1 protein-coding gene is annotated in these 2845 nt (G+C 47.6%); it reads right to left on the reverse strand.

Annotated features, from left to right (window positions below):
- Positions 1 to 2228 (reverse strand): S8 family peptidase (locus IQ242_RS21540; protein ID WP_228021143.1); only part of this gene is annotated, 2228 nt, incomplete at its 3' end.
- Positions 2229 to 2845: the final 617 nt, after the last annotated feature.

Below are 2845 nucleotides of genomic sequence, written 5' to 3' on the forward strand. Positions count from 1 at the left end.
AACTGATTGGCCGTGCTGGTGTTGATGATCGGACTGGTTAAATAATAGAAGTCGTGCAAGGCTGTAGAGGCATTTCCACCAATAACAACCCCAGCTACACCATTATCGGCTGTGGGAGTATTGTCCGTTTCGGGATCAGGGTTGCCATAATTTTGACCTGTAGAAGTTGTGGCAGCACCGATTTGCCATTCTGTCCCCAGAGTCCAACCCTTGCTGTTATTGGCAAAATCATCCCAGAAGTAGGTGGTAAATCCTTCCTCAGAAATAATAGTTCCCGTTGCTGTATTAGGAGAACCATCAATGTAGCCCGTCCCAGAATTGACGGTTAAAATAACTGATTCGCTGTTTTCCTGTACGGTGTCGGCAATCGGATCAACCTCGACCGTTGCCGTTGTCGCACCGGGGGCAAAAGTGACGGTTCCTAATTTCGTCGTCGGGTCGAAGGTGACACCACTACCTGTTAATAGGTTGTAATCGGCTGGGTCGCTTCCCACTGGGGCAGCGTTGGCTATGCCACTCGCCCCGAAGTTAACGGTCAAGGGAGAACTCAGGTTTAAGTTAGTGCGAGTAAAGGTGTAAACCAAGTTAGTCGTACCGTCTTCCTGCACACTGGCCGGGCTGACACTGACGGTTACGGAAGGTAAGTTAGCCGCCAAAGCATTAAAAACATTGAGCCGCTTACCAGAAACCGTTTTCCCTGCTAAAGCCGCAATCGGGTCCCCCGTGTTCATTAAGGTGTTTTTCACCTGTTGTGCCGTCCAGGTGGGATTTTGTGACCACAACAAAGCCGCCGCCCCGGTGACATGGGGACTGGCCATGGATGTCCCTGAAAGGGTCGCATATCCACCACCAGGAGCTAGACTGTAAATGTCTGAACCAGGCGCACCTAAATCTACGCTGGTTAAGCCATAGTTAGAAAAGGAAGAGAGAGCATCGGTGCGGGTGGTAGAAGCAACGGAAATAATATTAGGGAGGTCGTAGCTGGCAGGATAGGAGGGGCTTGTGTCAGTGTTTTTTGCATCATTACCAGCCGCCGCAATAAATAAAGCTCCCGCCTGACCCGCCGCGTTAATCGCATCGTAGAGCGCTTGACTATAAACGCCACCTCCCCAGGAGTTATTGGTGAGCTTAACTCCTTTGGCCGTCGCATAGTTAATTGCCAAAATAGCATTGGAGGTAGAGCCTGATCCTTGATCATTCAAAAACTTCAGCGGCATGATTTTGACATTCCAAGCCACCCCCGTCACGCCTACCCCATTATTTCCTTTGCCAGCAATGGTTCCCGAAACATGGGTTCCGTGACCATGAACATCACTGGGGTCATTGTCGTTATAGGCAAAGTCCCAACCGCGAATGTCATCAATGTAGCCATTGCCATCGTTGTCAATGCCGTCTCCCGCAATTTCCCCTGGGTTTGTCCAGATATTACCAGCCAAATCGGGATGGTTGTAGTCAACTCCCGTATCAATAACCCCAATCACTAGATTAGGATTGCCAGTTTGAATGTCCCAGGCTTCAGGGGCATCAATATCGGCATCGGGAGTACCACCATTTTGTCCGGTGTTATGCAGTCCCCAAAGTTGATTAAAACTGGGGTCATTGGGGAATGTCGCCTGGGTACTAATTGTACCCAGCGTCCGAATATAGTCGGGTTGTATGTATTCAAAAATCGGATTGGAGCGATATTTTGCCAGAATCTTCTCCACAGAGAGCGACCCCGATAACTTCCAAACCTGCGCCCCCGTTAGCCTAATCGTCTGGGTGCTGACAGCACCAAAGAGGGACTGAAACTGAGCAACTTGGGCGCTGGCGATCCCTTGCTTAAACTTGACAATGAGTTGATTGGGAGCATAAGGGGCAAGAGTGCTAGTTGCTGCCGGTTCTAGCTCTGAGGTGACGGGGGCAGCGGTGGGTACAGAGGCAGGACCCGACGCTGGACTGGTGGTGACGGGGGCAGCGGTGGGTACAGAGGCAGGACTCGACGCTGGACTGGTGGGATAACCAGAAGAGTTAATACTGAGGGAAGCGGGAAAGACCACTTGACTCGTAGTAGCAGGGGAGACTGGAACCGTGGGGGCCTTCGAGGAGACTTTAGATGGGGAGGGGTTAGAGTTCAGGACTCCTAAGGGAGAAGTTTCCCTCGATACAGTTAAATCGTGGGAACCTGTTAAATCAAAGGTGATTGGAAAGGATTGCTCAAAACTCAAAGAATCTGCTGGAGATGTCATATTTGTACTAGATAAATCGGAACTTACTTGTGTCGTCTTCATCACCAGGAACACCCCATTGTCCGAAAATGGCTCTTCTGGTTTCTGTGTGGAAACGGGGTCTATACTGATAGTTTCTTCAGCAAAATACTCCTAAAAGTCTTTCCCAGTAAATATTTCACTATTCTATAAGCAAAAATTATCACACAAAGTCGAGAAGATTCCGAAAATTAACCGGTCAATTACTTGGGGGTATTGAATTCTTTCTGTTTATGGTTAGGGAAAAGGACAAGCCCAACCTTTCTGCCCTGGGACTAAATTTATTATACACCTGTAATTACAACTAGATAAGTCAAGTCTAACAAAAAAATTTTTTTCTTAAATTTATCCAAGAGCCTGATTAGTCACCGCAATAAGGACAGTATTATTGAGAATAATGTAACATAGAAGTATTACTTAGGGTCTGCTGAAAAAGTTTTTCGTGGGGGTAGGGTGTGGCCACCCTAACCCACTAGGGCTGTTTCATTCTCCCATCAGAATATCAAAAGTAAAAGCGATCACTATCAGGTAAAATGAGGAGTGACCGCCAACTTTTTAAATATATGTTGAGCTTAATAGAAAAACTAAAACAAGTCAAG

This window comes from Microcystis sp. LEGE 08355, assembly GCF_015207185.1.
GTDB classification, from domain to species: Bacteria; Cyanobacteriota; Cyanobacteriia; order Cyanobacteriales; family Microcystaceae; genus Microcystis; species Microcystis panniformis.